The 20,009-nt window shown below is 65.6% G+C and carries 19 protein-coding genes, 1 pseudogene and 1 riboswitch; of the genes and pseudogenes, 9 read left to right on the forward strand and 11 right to left on the reverse strand.

What is annotated here, in order from left to right; genetic code table 11:
• Positions 1-38 precede the first annotated feature (38 nt).
• Entirely contained in the window at positions 39-461 is a 423-nt protein-coding gene (ndk, locus tag CRJ03_RS12310; protein WP_104019148.1) for a nucleoside-diphosphate kinase, read from the forward strand.
• A gap of 459 nt (positions 462-920) precedes the next feature.
• On the opposite strand, the gene CRJ03_RS12315 is transcribed toward ndk, so the two are convergent.
• The 5 genes from CRJ03_RS12315 to CRJ03_RS12335 all read right to left on the reverse strand — a co-directional run bounded on the left by CRJ03_RS12315 (position 921) and on the right by CRJ03_RS12335 (position 6,523).
• A complete protein-coding gene (locus tag CRJ03_RS12315) occupies positions 921-1,970 on the reverse strand; it encodes a zinc-dependent alcohol dehydrogenase family protein (protein WP_104019149.1) in 1,050 nt (349 codons plus the stop codon).
• A gap of 27 nt (positions 1,971-1,997) precedes the next feature.
• Entirely contained in the window at positions 1,998-3,026 is a 1,029-nt protein-coding gene (gene choV, locus CRJ03_RS12320; protein WP_104019150.1) for a choline ABC transporter ATP-binding protein, read from the reverse strand.
• Positions 3,023-3,859: a choline ABC transporter permease subunit gene (gene choW / locus CRJ03_RS12325; RefSeq protein ID WP_104019151.1), complete on the reverse strand. Its 837-nt coding sequence runs from the start codon at positions 3,857-3,859 to the stop codon at positions 3,023-3,025. Before choW ends, choV begins: the two co-directional genes overlap by 4 nt.
• Positions 3,860-3,941: 82 nt before the next feature.
• Positions 3,942-4,868, reverse strand: a complete 927-nt coding sequence (locus tag CRJ03_RS12330; RefSeq protein WP_104019152.1) for a choline ABC transporter substrate-binding protein — start codon at positions 4,866-4,868, stop codon at positions 3,942-3,944.
• Between the two features lie 101 nt (positions 4,869-4,969).
• On the reverse strand, positions 4,970-6,523 hold the full coding sequence (locus CRJ03_RS12335; RefSeq protein ID WP_104019153.1) for an ABC transporter substrate-binding protein: 1,554 nt from the start codon (positions 6,521-6,523) through the stop codon (positions 4,970-4,972).
• 244 nt (positions 6,524-6,767) lie between these two features.
• Here CRJ03_RS12335 and betI point away from each other — a divergent pair, with 244 nt between their 5' ends.
• From betI to CRJ03_RS12360, 5 genes are all read left to right on the forward strand, one after another.
• On the forward strand, positions 6,768-7,355 hold the full coding sequence (gene betI, locus CRJ03_RS12340; protein WP_240611656.1) for a transcriptional regulator BetI: 588 nt from the start codon (positions 6,768-6,770) through the stop codon (positions 7,353-7,355).
• Positions 7,355-8,863 (forward strand): choline-sulfatase, encoded by a 1,509-nt coding sequence (betC, locus tag CRJ03_RS12345; RefSeq protein WP_104019155.1) that lies wholly within the window; start codon positions 7,355-7,357, stop codon positions 8,861-8,863. Before betI ends, betC begins: the two co-directional genes overlap by 1 nt.
• 70 nt (positions 8,864-8,933) lie before the next feature.
• Positions 8,934-10,589, forward strand: a complete 1,656-nt coding sequence (gene betA, locus CRJ03_RS12350) for a choline dehydrogenase (RefSeq protein ID WP_104019156.1) — start codon at positions 8,934-8,936, stop codon at positions 10,587-10,589.
• A 66-nt stretch (positions 10,590-10,655) separates the two neighbouring features.
• Positions 10,656-11,324, forward strand: coding sequence for a thermonuclease family protein (locus tag CRJ03_RS12355; protein ID WP_104019157.1), 669 nt, complete (start codon positions 10,656-10,658; stop codon positions 11,322-11,324).
• Positions 11,325-11,445: 121 nt separating this feature from the next.
• A complete protein-coding gene (locus CRJ03_RS12360; RefSeq protein ID WP_104019158.1) occupies positions 11,446-11,682 on the forward strand; it encodes an HP1242/YdcH family protein in 237 nt (78 codons plus the stop codon).
• A 24-nt stretch (positions 11,683-11,706) separates the two neighbouring features.
• Here the strand turns inward: CRJ03_RS12360 and phnE (CRJ03_RS12365) are convergent, their stop codons facing one another.
• The 6 genes from phnE (CRJ03_RS12365) to CRJ03_RS12390 all read right to left on the reverse strand — a co-directional run bounded on the left by phnE (CRJ03_RS12365) (position 11,707) and on the right by CRJ03_RS12390 (position 16,880).
• The gene (phnE, locus tag CRJ03_RS12365; protein WP_104019159.1) at positions 11,707-12,519 is read right to left on the reverse strand and encodes a phosphonate ABC transporter, permease protein PhnE; all 813 of its coding nucleotides are present in this window, start codon (positions 12,517-12,519) and stop codon (positions 11,707-11,709) included.
• Positions 12,516-13,319 (reverse strand): phosphonate ABC transporter, permease protein PhnE, encoded by an 804-nt coding sequence (gene phnE, locus CRJ03_RS12370; protein ID WP_104019160.1) that lies wholly within the window; start codon positions 13,317-13,319, stop codon positions 12,516-12,518. The genes phnE (CRJ03_RS12365) and phnE (CRJ03_RS12370) overlap by 4 nt, the downstream gene beginning before the upstream one ends.
• Positions 13,319-14,137 (reverse strand): phosphonate ABC transporter ATP-binding protein, encoded by an 819-nt coding sequence (gene phnC / locus CRJ03_RS12375; protein WP_104019161.1) that lies wholly within the window; start codon positions 14,135-14,137, stop codon positions 13,319-13,321. Before phnC ends, phnE (CRJ03_RS12370) begins: the two co-directional genes overlap by 1 nt.
• 72 nt (positions 14,138-14,209) lie before the next feature.
• Positions 14,210-15,160, reverse strand: coding sequence for a phosphate/phosphite/phosphonate ABC transporter substrate-binding protein (gene phnD, locus CRJ03_RS12380; RefSeq protein ID WP_104019162.1), 951 nt, complete (start codon positions 15,158-15,160; stop codon positions 14,210-14,212).
• A 132-nt stretch (positions 15,161-15,292) separates the two neighbouring features.
• The gene (locus CRJ03_RS12385) at positions 15,293-15,955 is read right to left on the reverse strand and encodes a glutathione S-transferase N-terminal domain-containing protein (RefSeq protein ID WP_104019163.1); all 663 of its coding nucleotides are present in this window, start codon (positions 15,953-15,955) and stop codon (positions 15,293-15,295) included.
• A 25-nt stretch (positions 15,956-15,980) separates the two neighbouring features.
• The gene (locus CRJ03_RS12390; protein WP_104019164.1) at positions 15,981-16,880 is read right to left on the reverse strand and encodes a DUF726 domain-containing protein; all 900 of its coding nucleotides are present in this window, start codon (positions 16,878-16,880) and stop codon (positions 15,981-15,983) included.
• Positions 16,881-16,996: 116 nt separating this feature from the next.
• A riboswitch (SAM riboswitch) is annotated at positions 16,997-17,074 on the forward strand.
• 56 nt (positions 17,075-17,130) lie between these two features.
• Here CRJ03_RS12390 and metZ point away from each other — a divergent pair.
• The 3 genes and pseudogenes from metZ to CRJ03_RS12405 form a co-directional block, all read left to right on the forward strand.
• Complete coding sequence (gene metZ, locus CRJ03_RS12395; protein WP_104019165.1) at positions 17,131-18,297, forward strand: O-succinylhomoserine sulfhydrylase; 1,167 nt, start codon at positions 17,131-17,133, stop codon at positions 18,295-18,297.
• 99 nt (positions 18,298-18,396) lie between these two features.
• Positions 18,397-19,497, forward strand: a complete 1,101-nt coding sequence (gene folE2 / locus CRJ03_RS12400) for a GTP cyclohydrolase FolE2 (RefSeq protein WP_104019166.1) — start codon at positions 18,397-18,399, stop codon at positions 19,495-19,497.
• 177 nt (positions 19,498-19,674) lie between these two features.
• Positions 19,675-20,009, forward strand: a pseudogene (locus CRJ03_RS12405) (hypothetical protein); the annotation flags it as partial.

The following is a 20,009-nucleotide window of genomic DNA, read 5'->3' on the forward strand; positions in this document are numbered from 1 at the left end:
TGTCTCCCGGCGGCATCACCCTGACAAAAGAGGCTGACATGGCTGTGGAACGCACCCTGAGCATCATCAAACCCGACGCCACCCGGCGCAACCTGACCGGCAAGATCAACGCCAAGTTCGAGGAGGCCGGGCTGCGCATCATCGCGCAGAAGCGAATCCAGATGACCCCGGCGCAGGCGGGCACCTTCTATGCCGTGCACAAGGAGCGCCCGTTTTATGGTGAGCTGTGCGAGTTCATGGCGAGCGCGCCGGTGGTGGTTCAGGTGCTGGAAGGCGAGGGCGCCATCGCCAAGAACCGCGAAGTGATGGGAGCCACGAACCCCGCCGATGCCGCACCGGGCACGATCCGCGCGGAATTCGCCGAGTCGGTCGGCGAGAATTCGGTCCACGGATCGGACGCGCCTGAGACTGCGGCGGTCGAGATTGCCTATTTCTTTTCGGGGCTTGAGCTGGTCGGCTGACCGCGCTGCCTGCGAGTTGAGCGAGGGCCGCACCCCGGCGAGGGGCGCGGCCCTTTTTCGTTGGAAAGGTTGGTCATGGAGATCATCGACGGGATCGCGCGGCGGAGGGCCGGTCTGTGCCGCGGGGCTCAATCGAGCGGATATCTGGTAGGGCCGCACGCTGCGCGACCCACGCGAGCGGCCGCTCTCGACCATTAACTCCGGATCAGGGGCCCCGGCCTCTCAGATACTCGCGAAATCGCGAAAGATCGGAGTGGGGGTGGGACGCGTGCGCTTGTCGTCGCGGGGCGGGCGCGGGGGGCGCGGCGGGCCACTGCGAGTGGTTTCTTGCTCGGTCATCTGCCTCATCCTTGTGGTTGGGCAGGGCGACCGGGAGCCGCCCGTGCCGTATGCAGTGGCAACAGGAGAGCAGGATTTCGCGGCAAGGCGATGCCGGAAAAGCGGCGTTGTGATGACGGCTCAGGCGGTCATGTCATCGACCACCGTCACCCCGGCGCCGCTATAGCCGTCCATCGCGGCGAGCGCGGCATGGAGCCCCGAGAGCCCGATCCGGTGGGTGACGAGGCGGGCGGGGTCGAGCCGTCCGGCGGCGATCATCCCCATCAGCGCGGCGTAGCGATGCGCGCCGATGCCGCGCGTACCGTGCAGCGTGATCTGGCGGGCATAGACGAGGTCCAGCAGCGGCAGGTCGGGCGTGGCGTGGTCGCCGAGCGGCATTCCGATCTGCACGTGCCGCCCCATCTTGCGCAGGCTGTTCAACGAGTTGTGAAAGGTCGCGGTGATTCCCAGAGCGTCGAGCGAGACATCCGCGCCGCCGCCCGTCAGGTCACGCACTGCCCCGCCCACGTCATCGGTGGTGCTCGCATCAAGCGCCGCCGTGGCCCCAAGTTCGCGCGCCAGCGCCAGCGCCGCTGGATTCACGTCCACCGCGAGGATGCGCGCGCCGAGCGCCGCCGCGATCAGGATGGCCGACAGGCCCACCCCGCCGCAGCCATGTACTGCCAGCCATTCGCCGGGCGCGAGCCCTGCGCGGTCCACCAGCGCGCGGAACGCGGTGGTGACGCGGCAGCCCATGCCCGCGGCAGCGGCGTAGTCCATCGCGTCGGGCAGGCGCACGAGGTTGAAATCAGCGCGCGGGATGGCGATGCGCTCGGCAAACGCCCCCCATTGGCTGAACCCGACGACCTGCTGATGGTCGCAGATCGTGGGCTCGCCACCGCGGCAATCGGGGCAGGTGCCGCAACCGAGGATGAACGGCGCGGTGACGCGCTCGCCCACATGGAAAGCACGGCATTCCGGCCCGGTCTCGATCACCTCTCCGGCGAATTCGTGGCCCATGACGTGGGGCAGCACCACGTCTGGGTCAGCCCCTTTCCAGGCGTGATGATCCGAGCGGCACACGCCGCAGGCGCGCACCGCGATCACCGCGCCATCGCGTGGGCAGGCGGGGTCTGGCAGGTCGGTGATCTCGACCGGATCGGCGAAGCGGGAGAGCAGGGCGGCGCGCATCGGGGTTCCTGTTTCTGGTGGGGCGCGTCAGGTGCGCGGGTCGAGCAGCTTGGCGAGGATGCGGTTGCGGGTGATCTGGCCCAGCAACGCGCCATCCTCGACGACGCCCACCGGCGCGTCATGGCCCTGGGCCGCCTCCATCACCGCCTGTATGGTCGCGTCGGCGGATACGGTGGCGTCGGGCGTGCCCTTCGCGGGCTCCATCACGTCGCGGGCGCAGAGCACGCCCAGTGGGTTCATGTGCGCCACGAAATCGGCCACGTAGCCGGTGGCGGGGTTGGTAAAGATGTCCTGCGGCGTGCCGCATTGCACGATGCGCCCGCCCTCCATTATGGCGATGCGGTCGCCCAGCTTGAACGCCTCGTCGAGATCGTGGCTGACAAAGATGATGGTGCGTCCCAGCGTCTTTTGCAGGTCGATGAGTTCGTCCTGAAGATGCGTGCGAATGAGCGGATCGAGCGCCGAGAAGGGCTCGTCCATCAACAGGATCGGCGCATCGGTGGCAAAGGCACGGGCGAGGCCCACGCGCTGCTGCATCCCGCCCGACAACTCGGCCACGCGTCGGTCGGCCCAGTCGGAGAGATTGACCAGTGCCAATTGATCGGTCACCCGTCGCTCGCGCTCGGATTTCGGGATGCCCGCGAGTTCGAGGCCCAGCCCCACGTTCTCCGCCACGCTGCGCCACGGCAACAGGCCGAATTGCTGGAACACCATCGCGATATGGTGCTGGCGCAGGCGGCGCAGGGTGGCGGCATCGGCGTTGGTGACGTCCACCATGGTGTCGCCGTCGTTCACCTCGACCTTGCCGCGCACCACCGGGTTGAGCCCGTTGACCGCGCGAAGGAGCGTGGATTTTCCCGAGCCAGACAGCCCCATCAGCACGAGGATTTCGCCCGTTTCCACCGACAGGTCGCAATCGTGCACACCGAGGATCTGGCCGGTTTCCTGCTGGATATCACCGCGCTCGCGGCCCTCGTCCATCAGCGGCAGCGCGGCCTCGGGCGCGTCGCCAAAGACGATAGAGACGCGGTCGAAGCGAACGGCGGTCTGGCTCATTTCTGGCCCTCCATGCGCAGCATCCGGTCGAGCACGATGGCGACGACGACGATCATCAGCCCCGATTCAAACCCGAGCGAGATGTTGACCGTGTTGATCGCCCGCAGCACCGGCACGCCGAGCCCGTCCGCGCCGACAAGCGCGCCGATCACCACCATCGAGAGCGACAGCATGATGGTCTGGTTGAGGCCGGCCATGATCTGCGGCAGGGCGTAGGGCAGCTCGACCTTCCACAGCGTCTGGTGATTGGTGGCGCCGAACGCCTGCGCCGCCTCCAGCAGCGGCTGCGGCGTGTTGGCAATGCCCAGATGCGTCAGGCGGATGGGGGCAGGGACCACGAAGATCACCGTGGCGATGAGACCGGGCACCATGCCGATGCCGAAGAACACGATCGCCGGGATCAGGTAGACGAAGGGCGGCAGCGTCTGCATCAGGTCGAGCACCGGCCGCATCCCGTCATAGAGCCGCGGACGGTGCGCGGCGGCGATGCCGATGGGCACGCCTATCGCCATGCAGAAGATGCAGGACGACAGCACCAGCGTGAGGCTCTCGGTGGTTTCCTCCCAATAGCCCTGGTTGAGGATGAAGAGAAAGCCCAGGGCCACGAAAAGGCAGGTTTTCCAGTTGCGCTGAAGCGCCCATGTGAGGCCCACGAAGACGGCGATGATCACCAGTGGATGCGGCGTCTGAAGCACCCAGAGAAAGGCGTCGATCAGCGCCTCCATGAGGAGGGCAAGCGCGTCGAAGAACCCGGCGGCGTTGTCCTGAAGCCAGAGAAAAAAATCCTCGGCCCAGTTGCCGACGGGAATCTTGTAATCGCTCAGCCAGTCCATGGGAATGCCTTGACTTTGAATGTTCGGAAGCAGGAAGAGAGGTGCCGCCCCGTGTCAGGGCCGGGGCGGCACGAGAAGGACATCAGAGACCCAGTTCAGCCTTGACCGCGGCCATCGCGTCGCCACCATCCTGCGTGGTCACGCCGTCGAGCCAGCCGCCCAGCACGCCGGGATTGGCCTTGAGCCATGCGGTCGCCGCCTCTTCGGGGTCGGTGCCGTCATTGAGGATCGCGCCCATGATCTCGTTTTCCATGGCCAGCGTGAATTCGAGATTGGTGAGCAGCTTGCCGACGTTCGGGCATTCCTCGACATAGCCCGCGCGGATATTGGTATAGACCGTGGCGCCACCGAGATCGGGGCCGAACCAGTCATCCCCGCCGGTCAGGTAGGTCATGTCGTGATTGGCGTTCATCGGGTGCGGCTCCCAGCCGAGGAAGACGATCGGCTCTTCGCGGCGGTCGGCGCGGCTGACCTGCGCGAGCATGCCCTGTTCCGAGCTTTCCTTGACCTCGAAGCCCTTGAGGCCAAAGGCGTCGGCCTCGATCATGTCAAGGATCAGGCGGTTGCCATCATTGCCCGGCTCGATGCCGTAGATCGTCTCGTCGAGCGCGTCGGCATGCTCGGCGATGGCGCCGAAAGAGGTGATGCCGAGCTCTGCCCCGGCGGCATTGGTGGCCAGCGTGTATTTCGCCCCTTCGAGGTTGGCGCGCACGGTGTCCACGGTGCCAGCCTCGCGGTAGGGGGCGATGTCGCCCTCCATCGTGGGCATCCAGTTGCCGAGGAACACGTCGATGTCACCGGCGGCGAGCGAGGTATAGGTCACCGGCACCGAGAGCACCTTGGTCTCGGTCTCATAGCCCAGTGCCCCCAGCACGACCGTGGTCGCGGCGGTGGTGGCCGTGATGTCGGTCCAGCCCACATCGGAGAAGGTGACGCTCTCGCAATTGGCGAGTGCGGGGCCTGCGGCGGTGGCCAGCGCGAGGGCGGAAAGCGTTGTCTTGAGGGTCATATGTTTCTCCCGTTATCGGTTGTTCGGGCGTGTGGCCCGCTTGGCCAAGGGCCCGGAGAATGATACCCCCGGGCCCCGGCTGACGGTACAAGCGGTCAGGTTCAGGCCATCCACCAGCGCTCGATGAAGCGCAGGCCATCCATGTCCCAGTTGGAGCCAAGCTTCTCGGGATGGGCCACTTTCTTGGAATTGGCGTAGACGTAGTTGGCGAACATCGGGATGATGACCCCGCCCTCGTTGCTGACAAGCGCCTGCATCTCGAAATACATGTCGCGGCGCTTGGCCTCGTCGAGTTCCGAGCGCGCCTTGACCAGCAATTCGTCAAAGCGGTCATTGCTCCAGAAGCTGTCGTTCCACGAGGCCCCGCTTTTATAGGCGGTCGAGAACATCTGGTCCTCCACCGGGCGACCCGACCAGTAGACGGCGCAGAACGGCTTTTTCATCCAGACATCCGACCAGTAGCCGTCGTTGGCCTCGCGCACGGGTGTAAGATTGATGCCCGCCGCCTTGGCCGAGCTTTGATAAAGCACGGCCGCATCCACCGCGCCCGCAAAGGCCGCATCTGCAGCGGAGAGTTGCACGTCCACACTGTCGAGACCGGCCTTCTTGAGATGGAATTTCGCCTTGTCGGGATCGTAGGTTTTCTGCTCCAACTCGGTGTTGTAGAAGCGCTGACCCTCACCGATCGGGTGGTCGTTGCCGACCGATCCGTAGCCAAAGAGGATCTTGTCCACCAGTTCCTGACGGTCGAGGCCGTATTTCAGTGCAAGGCGCACATGGTTGTTGCTGTAGGGCTCCGCGCGGGTGTCCATCGCGAAGGTATAGTGCTGCGTGCCCGCGACAGAGTTGATCTCGATATTGTCGTTGCGCGCGACCATGCCCACCGTTTTCAGGTCCAGCCGATCGACCACGTCGACATCGCCCGAGATCAGCGCCGTGGTGCGCGCGTTCTGATCGGCCAGGGTATACACCTCGACACTGTCGAACCAGCCGACATCGTCGCGCCAATGGTTTTCGTTGCGTTCCACGGTGTAGGAGACGCCGGGTTTGAAATCCTTCAGGACGTAGCTGCCGCAGCCATCTCCCGATTTCCAGTCGATGCTGTCGCCATCGGCGGGGCAGATCACCAGGTGATAGTCGCTGAGGATGAAGGGGAAGTCGGCATTGCCGCCGTCGAGTGTAAAGATAACCGTGTCGTCACCCTCTGTCGCGATATCCTGAATCGACGCCACGAGAGGCCCGGCGGCCGAGGTTGAATCCTCGCCCCGGTGGAAGTTGATCGAATTGATCACGTCCTGAAGCACCAGCGCCTTGCCGGAATGGAAGGTGACGCCCTTGCGAATCTTGAGACGCCAGACCGAGGCGTCGTCCGAGGCTTCCCAGCTTTCGGCCAGTTCCGGCTTGAGCGAGCCATCGGCGGCGACCTCGGTCAGCCGGCCGTGGATAGCGAAGGCCACGGACTGGGAATAGACGTTTTCATAGGTGGCAGGGTTGAGCGTGTCGGTGGTGGCCCCATGGGCGATACCGGCCCGCAGGTTGCCGCCGCGCTTGGGCTGGGCGCGCGCGCTCAGCGGCAGGCCCGCGACAAGTGCCGCACCGGTGGTCGTGGCCATGAAGCCGCGACGATTCATGCGGCCGGAATTCAGTATGGTCATGTTGGTGGTCTCCCTTTGCGTTATTGATCCTGACCTTGCTCTGCGGGCTGTCGGGCAGGGTGCCCCAGGTGCCGCGGCGGTCAGTTGCGATAAGAGTAGGCTAATATGACGGTGCAGTGAATTACAACGTCCTTGATGCCCGGCAGGGCGGTTGATGCTGAGCTGCGATCCTCCGCGTTTCTTGATTGACGAGTCAATTAAACATGATTACGCCAATGTGGCAAGCACGCAGTGGGAGGGCCGAATGCCCAAGGTCGGAATGGAGCCGATACGGCGCAGCGCGCTGGTCGAGGCCACGATTCACGAGATCGGCGCGCGCGGCGCGCTTGATGTCACCGTGGCACAGATCGCGCGGCGCGCGGGCATGTCCTCGGCGCTGGCGCATCACTATTTCGGTTCCAAGGAAGCGCTGTTCGCCGCTGCCATGCGCCACGTGCTGTCGCTCTACGGTGCCGAGGTGCGCGGCGCGCTCAGCATGGCGCGAACCCCGCGCCAACGCGTCGAGGCGATCATCCGCGCCAGCTTTACCCCGGCGCAGTTCCGACCCGAGATGGTTGCCGCCTGGCTCAATTTCTATGTGCAGGCGCAACGCTCTGACGCGGCGCGGCGGTTGTTGCATGTCTATCAGCGGCGGTTGCGCTCGAACCTCTACCACGCCTTCCGGCAGATCACGCGGGCCGAGGCGCAAACCCTGACCCGTGGCTTGGCGGCTATGATCGACGGGCTCTATATCCGGCAGGCGCTGGGCGAGGGTGAAACTGCACCCGGACCCGCCATCGACGTGCTGCTGCGCTACCTCGACACCTCTTTGATGTATGCGAAGGAGCCTTGATGACCGCCCCCAATATCCTGATTTTCATGGTCGACCAGCTCAACGGCACGCTGTTTCCCGATGGCCCGGCAGAGTGGCTGCACGCGCCCAATCTCGCAAAGCTGGCGGCGCGCTCGACGCGGTTTGCCAATACCTATACGGCCAGCCCGCTCTGCGCGCCGGGGCGGGCGAGTTTCATGTCGGGGCTGCTGCCCTCGCGCTCCCGCGTCTACGACAACGCCGCCGAGTTCTCGGCGGATATCCCCACCTATGCCCACCACCTGCGCCGGGCGGGCTATCAGACCTGTCTCTCGGGCAAGATGCATTTCGTCGGCCCGGATCAGTTGCACGGCTTCGAGCAGCGGCTCACCACCGACATCTACCCCGCAGATTTTGGCTGGACGCCGGATTACCGCAAGCCGGGCGAGCGGATCGACTGGTGGTACCACAACCTCGGCTCGGTCACCGGCAGCGGCGTGGCCGAGATTTCCAACCAGATGGAATACGATGACGAGGTGGCCTTTCACGGCGCGCAGAAGGTCTATGATCTCGCCCGCGGCCACGATGCGCGGCCGTGGTGCCTGACGGTGAGCTTTACCCATCCGCATGACCCCTACGTCGCGCGGCGCAAGTACTGGGACCTTTACGAGGATTGCGAGCATCTCCTGCCGGAGGTGCCCGCCATGGCCTACGAAGATCACGACGCGCATTCACAGCGCATTTTCGATGCCAATGACTGGCGGGCGTTCGACATCACCGAGGAAGACATCCGCCGCTCTCGCCGCGCCTATTTCGCCAATATCTCCTATCTCGATGACAAGATCGGCGAGGTGATGGCGGCGCTGGAGGCCACGCGGCAAGAGGCTGTGATCCTCTTCGTGTCGGATCACGGCGACATGCTGGGCGAGCGTGGGTTGTGGTTCAAGATGTCGTTCTACGAGGGCTCGTCCCGCGTGCCGCTGATGATCTGTGCCCCGGATATGGCGCCGGGCCTCGTGACCGACCCGGTGAGCAATATCGACGTCTGCCCGACGCTCTGTGACCTGGGTGGTGCCGACATGTCCGAGGTGATGCCCTGGACCGAGGGGCAATCGCTGGTCCATCTCGGACAGGGCGGCAAACGCGACGCCCCGGTGGCGATGGAATACGCGGCCGAGGCAAGCTACGCGCCGCTCGTCTCGCTGCGGTATGGCAAGTGGAAATACAATCGCTGCGCGCTCGACCCCGATCAACTTTTTGACCTGGAGGCCGACCCGCACGAGCTGACCAATCTCGCGGATGACCCCGCCCATGCCGGCACGCTGGCGCAGTTGCAGGCCAAGGCCGCGGCGCGCTGGGATCTCGACGCCTTCGATGCGCAGGTGCGTGAGAGCCAGGCGCGCCGCTGGGTGGTCTACGAGGCACTGCGTCAGGGCGGCTATTACCCGTGGGATTACCAACCGCTGCAAAAGGCATCGGAGCGCTACATGCGCAACCACATGGACCTCAACGTGGTCGAGGAAAACCAGCGTTTTCCGCGGGGCGAATAGGGGGGCGTATGATGGCGTCATCTTGCCAGGGATATCCACGCTCCCACGCGGGCAACCGGAGGAGGTGCTGATGGAGGCCGACTACGTCATCGTGGGCGCGGGCAGCGCGGGCTGCGCCATGGCTTACCGGCTCAGCGAGGCCGGCAAGTCCGTGCTGGTGATCGAGCATGGCGGCACCGATGCCGGCCCCTTCATCCAGATGCCCGGGGCGCTCAGCTATCCGATGAACATGCGCCGCTACGACTGGGGCTACCAGACCGAGCCCGAGCCGCACCTCGGCGGGCGGCGGCTGGCCTGTCCGCGCGGCAAGGTGATCGGCGGCTCAAGCTCGATCAACGGCATGGTCTATGTGCGCGGCCACGCGCACGACTACGACCATTGGCGCGATCAGGGCTGCGACGGCTGGGGCTACGCGGACGTGCTGCCGTATTTCAAGCGGATGGAGGCCTGGGACGCCGGCGGGCATGGCGGCGACCCGGCGTGGCGCGGCACCGATGGTCCGCTGCATGTAAGCCGCGGCAAGCGCGACAACCCGCTGGTGCGTGCCTTCGTCGAGGCGGGGGTGCAGGCGGGATACCAGCGGACCGACGACTATAACGGCGAAAAGCAGGAGGGGTTCGGCCCCTTCGAGATGACGGTCCACAAGGGCCAGCGCTGGTCAGCGGCGAATGCCTACCTGAGACCGGCCCTGAAGCGCGAGAATTGCGACCTTCTGCGCGGGCTGGTGCAGCGCGTGGTGACCCATGAGGGCCGCGCAACCGGCGTAGAGGTGCTGCGCGGCGGACGGCGCGAGGTGGTGCGCGCGCGCGCCGAGGTGATTCTCACGGCCTCTTCGATCAACTCGCCGAAGCTGCTGATGCTGTCGGGAATCGGTCCGGCGGCGCATCTCTCCGAGCACGGCATCGCGGTTGTGGCCGACCGGCCCGGCGTTGGTGCGAACCTGCAGGATCACATGGAGCTGTACGTCCAGATGGCCGCCAGCCAGCCGGTGAGCCTCTTCAAGTACTGGAACCTTTTCGGCAAGGGCTGGGTCGGGCTGCGATGGCTTTTGGGTCGGCAGGGGCCGGGAGCCTCGAACCAGTTCGAGAGCTGCGGTTTCATCCGTTCCCGCGCGGGTGTCGATTACCCCGATATCCAGTTTCATTTCCTGCCCATTGCCGTGCGCTATGACGGCAAGGCGGCGGCCGAGGGGCACGGCTTTCAGGCCCATGTCGGCCCGATGCGCAGCGAATCTCGCGGCACGATCACCTTGCGCAGCAGCGATCCCGCCGACGACCCGGTGATCCGCTTCAACTACATGAGCGCGGAGAGCGATTGGATAGATTTCCGGCGCTGCATCCGGCTGACGCGGGAGATTTTCGCGCAGGAGGCCTTTGCGCCCTATGTGCGCCATGAAATCCAACCGGGGGCGGCGGTTCAGAGCGACGATGAACTTGACGATTTCATCCGCGAACACGCCGAGAGCGCCTATCACCCCTGCGGCACCTGCCGGATGGGCCGTGCGGATGACAGCGATGCCGTGGTCGATCCCGATGGGCGGGTGATCGGGGTCGACGGCTTGCGCGTGGCCGATTCGAGCATCTTCCCGCGCATCACGAACGGCAATCTCAACGCCCCGTCGATCATGGCGGGCGAGAAAATTGCCGACGCGGTGCTGGGCCGCCGCCTGCCGCCGGACAACGCGGCCCCGTGGCTGCACCCCGATTGGGAACACGCGCAGCGGTGATCGCGCATTAACTCTTTGTTCACGTTCTGTATTGAAAAGCGGCATCCCCTCCCGCAATAAGGGGGCATGTTAAGGATTTCTTTACTGATCGTTCTTACAATGTTCCCCGCCGCGGTCATTGCGCAGGGGTTCGGCGGGCCGGTGCGCGTGGTCGATGGCGATACGCTCGACGTGGGGGCCACGCGGGTGCGCCTGCACGGCATCGACGCGCCCGAACTGGGGCAGCGCTGCACCAACGCGGATGGCGTGGCATGGGATTGCGGCACATGGGCCGCCGATCAGGTGCGTAGGCGGATCGGGGGCCGCATGGCGCGCTGTGACACGGTCGATACCGATCGTTACGGGCGTACCGTCGCCACCTGCGCGGTGGCTGGGCAGGACGTGGGCCGGATGCTGGTGACCGAGGGGCTGGCGCTGGCCTATCGCAAGTACTCGATGGCTTATGACCTCGACGAGAAACGCGCCGTCATCGCCGGGATCGGGCTGCACGCGCACCGCTTCGACCGGCCAGCGGACCATCGCCGCGCCGTGCGCGAGGATCGCGCGACGCAGACCGCCGCACCCGACCCGGATTGCGCGATCAAGGGCAATATCAGCCGCTCGGGCAAGCGTATCCACCACCTGCCGGGGCAGGCGGATTACGCGCGCACGGTGATCCGGCCTGGGCAGGGCGAACGCTGGTTCTGCTCGGAGGCCGAAGCGCGCGCCGCAGGCTGGCGACGTGCCCGGCGCTGACGCGCGGCCCCGCGCCGCCGCAAGTCGCCCCCTGCGCGCCCGCCCGGTTTGATCCGGGTCAAGGTGCGTCGCGCCCGCCCCCATTAGGGTGGGTTGGCAGGCAAACAACAGGAGGCGCGCGATGTCCAACACCCCCCACGAGCTTCACGAGGAATTTCCGCAATTCGCCGAGAGAATCGGCGAGATGAAACAGGCCGATCCGCACTTCGCGCGGTTGGCGGAGGAGTATCACGAGGTGAACCGCAAGGTGCACCGCGCCGAGACACTTGTCGAGCCGATGGACGACCTGGCCGAGATGGACCTGCGCAAGGAACGCGCGCGGCTGAAGGACGAGATCTACCGCCTGCTGAGCGCCTGAGCGCGGCCCAGACGCGCCGCGCGGTCAGATGATCGCGTGGCGCACCCGCGCCGAGACCCATTCGCTCAGCACCACGGTGGCGAGGATCAACAGCAGGATCACCGTCACTTGCGGCCAGGCCAGCACGTTGAGCGAGGCCTGCAGCTTGAGCCCGATGCCGCCCGCGCCGACCAGCCCCAGGATGGTGCTCTCGCGGATATTGATGTCCCAGCGAAACACCGAGATTCCCCAGAAGGCGGGCATGATCTGCGGCACGATGCCGTAGCTGACCACCTGCGCAGGGCTCGCACCCGTGGCCTGCACCGCCTCGATCTGGCGCGCGTCGGTCTCCTCGATCGCCTCGTAGAGCAGCTTGCCGACAAAACCGATGGAGCGCAGCGCAATGGCGACGATCCCCGCGAGGATGCCCGGCCCGATGATCGCCACCAAGAGCAGTGCCCAGATCAGCGAGTTGATCGAGCGCGAGGCGACGATGATGAAAAGGGCGATGGGCCGCAGGATGTGCTGCGAAGGCGTGGTGTTGCGCGCCGCGATGAACGCCACCGGTACCGCCATGATGACGCCGCCCAGCGTGCCCAGCGTGGCGATGTTGATCGTGTCCCAGAGCGGCACCATCAGCTCTGGCAGGTAGCTGAGGCGCGGCGGTACCATCCGGCCTCCGATATCGGCCGCCTGTCGCGGTGCGTCGGCGACGAACGCCCAGATGGTGTTTTCCGTCATTACCTGCCAGCACCACACGAACAGCGCCACCAGCGCCAGCCAGCCGAGCCACATCACCAGCCGCTTGCGCGGCGTGCGATGCGCCCAAACCTCGGAATGATGCGTGATCTCGCTCATTGCAGGAACTTTCTCAGGTAGCTGGAGCCGTATTCCGCCACCATCACGATGCCGATGATGATTAGCAGGATCGCGCCCGCGCTGTCATATTCATAGCGGTCGATGGCGGTGTTGAGCGTCGCGCCGATCCCACCCGCGCCGACGATGCCGATCACCGCGCTCTCGCGGAAATTGATGTCGAGCCGGTAGAGCGACAACCCGATCAGGCGGGGCATCACCTGCGGCTGGATCGCGTAATTCACGAGTTGCCACCACGAGGCCCCGGTGGCGCGGATCGCCTCGGCCTGCGCCTCGTCGATCTCCTCTATATCGTCGGCGAGCAGTTTGGCGATGAAGCCGATGGTCGCGAAGCTGAGCGTGAGGAAGCCCGCGAATGGCCCGAAGCCGAACATCGCCACGAGGAAGATGGCGATGATGATTTCCTGCAGCGCGCGGCTGACCGCGATGATGCCGCGGCAGACATAGTAGATCGCGCGCGGCGCGAGGTTGCGCGCCGCGCCGACGCCGATGGGCACCGAGATGATGACGCCGATCACGGTGGAGGTGAGCGTCATGGTCAGGCTTTCGATCAGTCCCTGGCGGATATCGATCCAGCGGCTGGTGAAATCCGGCGTGAGAAATCCCATGACGAAGCGTTGCCCGCGTTCCAGCCCGGCGGCGACGCGCGCCCAGTCCACTTCGAGCGTGCCGATGGCCAGCACGAGGTAGAGCACGACGCCGATTTGCAGCGCAAGACGCCAGCGGCGGTCGGTCACGATCTGCGGCGGGCGCTTCCATGTGGTGGGGTAGGCGTCGGCCATCAGGCGAGCGCCTCCATCCGTGCCTTCGCCTCGGCTTCGGCCTCGGCCTGCTCGGCATCGCCCGCGCGCATGGCGTGCCAGTCTTCGGCACCGTAGATTTCGGTCAGCGCCGCCTCGGTCAGCGTCTCGGGCGCGCCGTCAAAGACCACGCGGCCCGCACGCAGCCCCACGATGCGTTGCATGAATTGCTGCGCCAGCGGCACGTCGTGGATGTTGACGATGGCGGGCAGGTCACGCTCGGCACAGATTTCCGTAAGCAGGCGCATGATCTGGCGGCTGGTCTTGGGGTCGAGGCTGGCGGTGGGTTCGTCCACGAGCAGGAGTTCGGGTTCCTGTGCCAGGGCGCGCGCGATGCCCACCCGTTGCCGCTGCCCGCCCGACAGCGCGTCGGCGCGCTTGTCAGCGTGGTCCATCAACCCGACCCGGTCGAGCAGGCGGTAAGCGTTGCGGATATCGGCAGGCGGGTAGCGGCGCAGGAAACTACGCCAGAACGGCACATAGCCGAGGCGACCCGAGAGCACGTTCTCCATCACCGTAAGCCGCTCGACCAGCGCGTATTCCTGAAAGATCATGCCGATCCGCCGCCGCTGGCGGCGCAGCTCGCGCTTGCCCAGCTTTGCCAGGTCGATATCGCCCAGCAGAACCGCGCCGGCGGTGGGTTCTACCAGCCTGTTAATGCAACGGATGAGCGTCGATTTGCCCGCGCCTGACGGCCCGATCAGCCCCATGATCTGGCCCTTGGGCACCGAAAGCGTCACGTCGCTGAGCGCCGTGTCGCCGGTCTTGTAGGTCTTGCCGAGACCCTTGAGATGCAGCATGTCCGGTTACTTTCCGAAAACGGGCACGGGCAGCACGATACCGCCCGCGCCGATCCTGACGGGGAAGAAGGCTCAGTTGCAGTTATATTCGACGTCGTTGGCCGCATCGATGGTGCGGATGACCGACCAGTGCTCCTTGAACGTGATCGGAACGAACTGCGCCTCTCCGGATTTCTTGAACTCTTCCTCCAGCTTGGAGCCTTCCCACTCGAAGGTGGCAAACGCCTCCTTGATGTTCTCCTGAAGGTCGGGGCGCAGGTTGTGGACCACGCCATAGCCGGTGGTGGGGAAGGTCTGCGACTTGTAGAGCACCTCGAGCTGATCCTCGGTAACCACCTCGCGGTCGATCATCCGCGCCTTGACCGAGTTGGCAATCGAGGCGGCCATGTAATCCTGGTTGGCGACACCGAGGATCGAGTTGTCATGCTTGCCCGAGAAGACCGCCTCGAAATCGCGGCCCGCCTCCAGGCCGAACTCGGCCTTGAGGATGGCCGATGGCGCCTTGAAGCCCGAATTCGAGGTCTCGGAGGTAAAGGCCAGCTCCTTGCCCTTGAGGTCCTCGACGCTCTCGATCCCGGAGCCGGGATAGGTGAGGATCTCCATCTCGTAGCCGAAGGAGCCGTCAGCGGCGGCCATCATGGTGAACGGACGAAAGCCCGCGCAGGCCACGGCCAGGGGATTCGACCCGGTATTGAAGCCCGCGACGTGCAGGCGTCCGGCGCGCATCGCCTCGATCTGCGCGGCGTTCGATTGCACCGGGAAGAATTGCACCTTCTTGCCGGTCACCTCGGCCATGTGATCGAGAAAACCCTGCCAGACCTCGGCATAGACAGCCGGGTCCTCGACCGGGGTATAGGCAAAGATGATCGTGTCCGGATCGAGCCATTTCGATTCGTCCTCGGGGATGTCGGCGACGAGATCGCCGTCATTGTCGGTATAGCGGTCGCCCAGCTTGAACTCGGCATGCGCGGGTGCGGCCAAAGCCAGCGCCGCGACGGTGGAAAGAAGTGCGGTCAGTTTCATCGTAGTCCCCCTGTGGTGATGTTTGCCCGGCTTGTTTAGGGACGGGTGTAACAGTGTGTTGACCCTAAGCCGTCCGCTCTTGGGCTGTCTACCCTTTCGTGACGGTTCGTATCAGGTTCGCGACTGCGCGGATCAGGCGGGCTTTGCCGTCGGGTCGCGGCGTTTGTCGGCATGAAGCGCGCGGCCCCGGCGCACGCCCTCCCGCGCGCTCACCTCCTCCAGCCAGCGGGCAAAATGCGGCTTGTCGTCCAGCGTCTGCTGCTGGCCCTCCCACAGCGAGCACCACCCCCATAGCGCCATGTCGGCGATGGAGTAGAAATCGCCCGCGACGTAGCGGTTTTCCGCCAACCTGCAGTCGAGCACGCCGTAGAGCCGGGCCACCTCGCCGCGATAGCGGTCCTTGGCGTAGGGGATATCCTCCTTGGCAAATTTCAGGAAATGATGTGCCTGTCCCGCCATCGGTCCGACGCCGCCCATCTGCCACATGAGCCATTCCTCCACGGCGATACGCTCGCGCTCCGTCTCGCCGTAAAAGCGCCCGGTCTTTCGCGCCAGATATTGCAGGATCGCCCCCGATTCGAAGATGTTGATCGGCGCGCCCCCCGGCCCATCCGGATCGGTGATCGCCGGGATGCGGTTGTTGGGCGAGATGGCCAGGAACTCGGGCTTGTGCTGATCGCCCGCGCCGATATCGACGAGGTGGCAGCGATAGGGCAGGCCCATCTCCTCCAGCGCGATGGATATCTTCCAGCCGTTGGGTGTGGGCCAGTAATACAGGTCGATCGGGTTGGTCATGGCATCCTCCGGGGCTGTGGCCCGGTCAGAATGACGGCTTGCGCCCGATTGGCAAGGGCAGGCGCAGATCGGGCACGATCCGCGACCAGCGCGGCGTGGCGCGCGCGGGTAGCGCGGCGCGAAGCTGTGCGAGGGTGAGGCGCTCGGGCTCGCGCAGGAGCCGCGCGTAGAAGGGCAGGGCGCCCGCGCGGGTATAGGGCGACCAGTGGCAGACGCGCGCGGTGGGCGGCGCGATATCAAACCCCGCGCGCCCGAGAGCCGCAAGCGTGTCGCCATCGTCGAGTTGCAGCGTTAGCACGTTGGCACCCGGGCGCAGCGCCAGCCCGAGGCTGCGGTCGCCGCGCGCGGGCGCCGGCATCAGCCATTCGAGCAGCGCATCGTAGAGATCGTTCTCGCGCGTGGTGACGTTGACGATCTCGGCGGCGCGGCCTGCGGGCGTGTCGAGCGCGGCCCCCGCGAGATGGCCGAACTCGGCCCCCGCCAGCAGGATGATTCGCCCCAGCGCACCGGGTGCGAGATGCGCCAGAGCCGCGAGCACGACCCGCGCACCAAAGGAGTGGGCGATGGCGTGGACGGGACGGTGCGGGGTCCGCCGCCGGACAGCCGAGACGAGGTCTGCCAGCGCTTGCCCTGCACGCGCGGCCTCGCCGTAGGCACGCCACGGCGAGCCGCGCGCGTTCCAGCCAAAGCCGATTGCCAACCCCTCTCCCGGGGCACGCCCGTCGAAGCCGAGGCCCCGCGGCCAACTCACCACCTTGAAGCAGTCGCGCGCGGGGTCGAGCGCGAAGATATGGCGGTGCGGGCATTCGGTGACGTGGCCGGGGGCGTATTTGAACCCGTGCACCATGATGATCACCGGTCCACACTCGTCGAGAGAGAGCGTGCAAGGCAGCCTGTCACCGGCATTGACGTGAATGATCGGCATGGCGTGCACATCCCACTACATCTTGTGGCTGCGGTGTAGGCCGGGGATATTTCGAAGCGGTGACGTTTTGGTTAAGCCTGCGTGACAGTGTTGACGCGCGCGCGGACTGCGGATAATCGGTGCGACGTGGCGATTTGTTACCGGATTGCGGGCCACGTTAAACATCCCGCTAAAGAGGTCAGGAGAAAGGCCCCTTTCGCTTGACCGCGAACGGGGCTTTTTTCATGGGCGGCACGCCCGGAGGTGATACATGAAGACACGCACGAAACTGGTGCATGGTGGCACGCGGCGCAGCCAGTATGGCGAGGTGAGCGAGGCGCTCTTTCTCACGCAGGGATTCGTATACGAGACCGCCGAGGCGGCGCAGGCGCGGTTCATCGAGGCGGGCGAGGACGAGTTCATCTATGCCCGCTACGGCAACCCGACCGTTGCCATGTTCGAGGAACGCATCGCCGCCCTCGAGGGGGCCGAGGACGCCTTTGCCACAGCGAGCGGAATGGCGGCGGTGTCGGGCGCACTCACCGCGTTGCTGAGGGCGGGCGATCATGTGGTCGCGGCACAAGCGCTTTTCGGTTCCTGTCTCTACGTGCTGGAGGAGGTGCTGACGCGCTTCGGTGTCGAGGTCACCTTCGTCGATGGCACGGACCTCGACCAATGGCGCGCGGCGGTGCGCCCCGGCACCAAGGCGGTGTTCTTCGAGACCGTGGCCAACCCGACGCTCGAGGTGGTCGATATCGCGGCGGTGGCCGGGATCGCCCATGACGTGGGCGCGACGGTGGTGGTGGACAACGTCTTTGCCACGCCGGTCTATTCCGACGCCATCGCGCAGGGTGCCGACGTGGTGGTCTATTCGGCGACCAAGCATATCGACGGGCAGGGCCGGTGCCTTGGCGGCGTCGTGCTGGGGCGGCGCGACTTCATCCGCAAGGTTCTGGAGCCTTATCTCAAGCATACCGGGGGCGCGCTGTCGCCGTTCAACGCCTGGGTCATGCTCAAGGGGCTGGAGACCATTGACCTGCGCGTGCGCGCGCAGGCCGCGAGCGCGCAGGTCATCGCCGAGGCGCTTGCAGGCGACGCGCGGGTACGGGTGATCTATCCGGGCCTGCCGGAGCATCCACAGCACGCGCTGGCCATGCGGCAGATGGGGCAGGGCGGCACCGTGCTGGCGCTCGATATCACGGGCGGGCAGGAGGCGGCTTTCCGCTTTCTCAACGCGCTCGAAATCGTGCTCATTTCCAACAACCTCGGCGACGCCAAATCCATCGTCACCCACCCGGCGACCACAACCCACCAGCGCCTTTCCGAGGAGCGGCGCGCCGTGCTGGGTATCACGCCGGGGCTGGTGCGGTTCAGCGTGGGGCTGGAGGATGCGGGCGACCTCGTGGCCGATCTGCGCGCGGCGCTCGACGCGGTTTGATCCGTCCTGCCGGTTTTCGCGTATGAAGTTACGCGATTGGAAATCCGGAGGGAAACCTTATATGGTCAATTCCGGCACAGCGGACAGGGAATCCTATCTATGAACGTGCATCCGTCTGACATGGCGCCGACCCCGGACCGGGACGAAGCGAAGGCCGCTCTCGCGCGGCTGCGCCAATGGGCGCAGTCGGCCACCCCCGAAGAGGTGGCCGACCTCGACCCGGCGATCGCCCGGCTTCTGCCCGGCGACGCGGTGATGAATTACCCGACGCTGTCGCGCGACTATCCAGAGGGTTTCGCCGCCGATGCCGCTTACCGCGCCTCGCTGCCCGATCTTCAGAACGGGCCGTCCTCGCTTATCCGGGGAACGCGGCAACAATTGCAGCATGTGGGGATTTCCAATTTCCGCCTGCCGATCCGCTACCACACCCGTGACAACGGCGATCTCACGCTCGAGACCTCGGTCACTGGCACGGTGAGCCTCGAGGCGGGCAAGAAGGGGATCAACATGTCGCGCATCATGCGCAGCTTCTACCGCCATGCGGAAAAGACCTTCAGCTTTGAGGTGATGACAGCGGCGCTCGACGACTACCTCGCCGATCTCGACAGCATTGATGCGCGCCTCCAGATGCGGCTCTCCTACCCGATGAAGGTCGAGGCGCTGCGCTCGGGGTTGGTGGGCTACCAGTATTACGACATCGCGCTGGAAGTGGTGGAGACGGACGGCGTGCGGCGCAAGTTCATGCACGTGGATTATGTCTATTCCTCGACCTGTCCCTGCTCGCTCGAGCTCAGCGAACACGCGCGGCGCACGCGCGGGCAGCTCGCCACACCGCATTCACAGCGCTCGGTGGCGCGCATCTCGGTCGAGGTGGTCGAAGGCGACTGCCTGTGGTTCGAGGACCTGATCGAGCTTGCCCGCCGCGCCGTACCCACCGAGACGCAGGTGATGGTCAAGCGCGAGGACGAGCAGGCCTTTGCCGAGCTGAACGCGGCCAACCCGGTTTTCGTCGAGGACGCCGCGCGGCTGTTCTGCGAGCAATTGCTGGCCGAACCCCGGGTCGGCGATTTCCGCGTGGTGGCAAGCCATCAGGAAAGCCTGCACAGCCATGACGCGGTCAGCGTGCTGACCGAAGGCGATACCTTCGCCGCGACAAGCCTCGACCCGCGCCTGTTCCAGACCCTCGTGCACGGCGGCTGAGCGGACCTGTCCATTTTCTAGGCAATCTGTGCGCGGTGCAGCGAGATTTCGCCGCATCCGCACGATGTGATTTGACCTTGCACCGCTGATGCTGCATTGCAGAAACATATGCGCGTTACGCGCCTGTCACCTGTGCGCTGTATCAGCGGCACGACCTGACGAGAAGGAACGATCACAATGTTTGTACCTGATCTCCCGCTCAAGCTCTCCGCGGCGGGCATCCGCCTGACCGGATACATGGTCGAGAGCCAATTGCGCGTCGCTCGGATCATGACCGAGGCGGGGCTCAACGCCACGCCCTTCGCCAAGCGGTCGGTGGCAGAGGCGGCTCCCGCGGCAAAGCCCGCGCCCGCGAAGAAACCGGCAGCGGCAAAAGCCGCCCCCACGGCCACGAAAAACGAACCCAAGGCCAAGGCGACTCCAGCCGCAAAACCGACCGCAACCCAGGCCCCCACGCCCAAGTCGACCGAGCCCAATGCAAAGCCGGTCGAGCCTGCGTCGGCCAAGCCCGC

The sequence above is a fragment of the Roseovarius nitratireducens genome, assembly GCF_002925845.1.
Classification (GTDB): domain Bacteria; phylum Pseudomonadota; class Alphaproteobacteria; order Rhodobacterales; family Rhodobacteraceae; genus Roseovarius; species Roseovarius nitratireducens.